The organism is Meridianimarinicoccus zhengii, assembly GCF_003254465.1.
In the GTDB taxonomy this organism is placed as follows: domain Bacteria; phylum Pseudomonadota; class Alphaproteobacteria; order Rhodobacterales; family Rhodobacteraceae; genus Meridianimarinicoccus; species Meridianimarinicoccus zhengii.
The window spans coordinates 1-1,095 of the sequence record NZ_QDFI01000179.1 but is presented as its reverse complement, the minus strand read 5'-3'; the positions used below and the strand labels follow the sequence as shown (position 1 = coordinate 1,095).

2 protein-coding genes are annotated in these 1,095 nt (G+C 72.4%); one reads left to right on the top strand and one right to left on the bottom strand.

All coding sequences use genetic code 11. The annotated features are described in order from the left end of the window. The coding region (locus tag DDE13_RS22460) for a zinc-ribbon domain-containing protein (protein WP_222626195.1) at nucleotides 1–164 on the bottom strand (164 nt) is incomplete at its 3' end. Between the two features lie 168 nt (nucleotides 165–332). On the opposite strand from DDE13_RS22460, the gene DDE13_RS22455 reads away from it, so the two are divergent. Beyond that, nucleotides 333–1,076: a lysophospholipid acyltransferase family protein gene (locus DDE13_RS22455; RefSeq protein WP_111406399.1), complete on the top strand. Its 744-nt coding sequence runs from the start codon at nucleotides 333–335 to the stop codon at nucleotides 1,074–1,076. The last annotated feature ends 19 nt before the right edge of the window (nucleotides 1,077–1,095 follow it).

The window sequence follows — 1,095 nt, the reverse complement described above, 5'->3', positions numbered from 1 at the left end:
GCCGGCGGCGCCGCGCCAGGCTCGGCGGCGGGCGCCATCGCGCCGCCCTTGAGCAGGAACCACGACGCCCCGCAGCCCGCGCATTGCACGTCGCGCCCCGGGTCCGGCACCGCACGGTCCGGCACCTCGTAGGCCGCCCCGCATCCCGGGCATGTGATCCGCATCCGCGCGCCGCTCCCCGTCGCATCCCTGTCGCCATGGCCCCGTGACCCCGTGACCCCGTGACCCGTCCGGACCCTACCACCCGCACCCCGGCGCGCAAGACCGCCCGCTTGCGCCCGGCCCCCCTTCGCGCGACAACCCTCGCAGCCCGCACCAGCCCCGAGCCCGCCATGACCGCCCTGCGCTACGCCCTCTCGCTGATCTTCATCGTCCAGATGTATGCCGTCATGGTCCTCATGGGGCTGGCCTTCATACCCTGGGCGCTCGCCTCGAAACGCGGCGCGCAGACCGGCATCCGCGTCTTCTGCCGCTACGTGCGCGCCTCCGCCCGGCTCCTGTGCGGCCTGCGCTCCGAGGTGCGCGGCACGGTCCCCGACGGGGCCGTCATCGTCGCCGCCAAGCACCAGAGCTTCTTCGACATCATCATCCTGTGCTCCGTCCTGCCGCGCCCGCGCTTCATCATGAAGCGCGAGTTGCGCCGCGCCCCCGTGCTCGGCTGGTACGCGGTGCGCATCGGCTGCATCCCCGTGGACCGCGGCGCGCGCGGTCAGGCCGTCGCGCAGATGCGCGCCGATGTCGCCGCCGGGCGGAGCGAACCGGGGCAGCTCGTGATCTACCCGCAGGGCACCCGCGTCGCCCCCGGCGCACGCGCGCCCTACAAGATCGGCACCGCGGTGCTCTATGCCGATGGAGACCAGCCCTGCGTGCCGGTGGCGACCAATGTCGGGCTCTTCTGGCCCAAGCGCGGCATCCTGCGCCGCCCCGGCTGCGCCGTCGTCGAATTCCTGCCGCCGATCCCGCCCGGCCTGCCCGCCGACCGCTTCATGCAGCGGCTGGAGCACGACATCGAATCCGCCTCGGACGCGCTAGGCCGTGTCTGCAATCAAGGGATTCCCGTTTGGTCTCATTTCTGATTCAAGATCGAAAACGGAG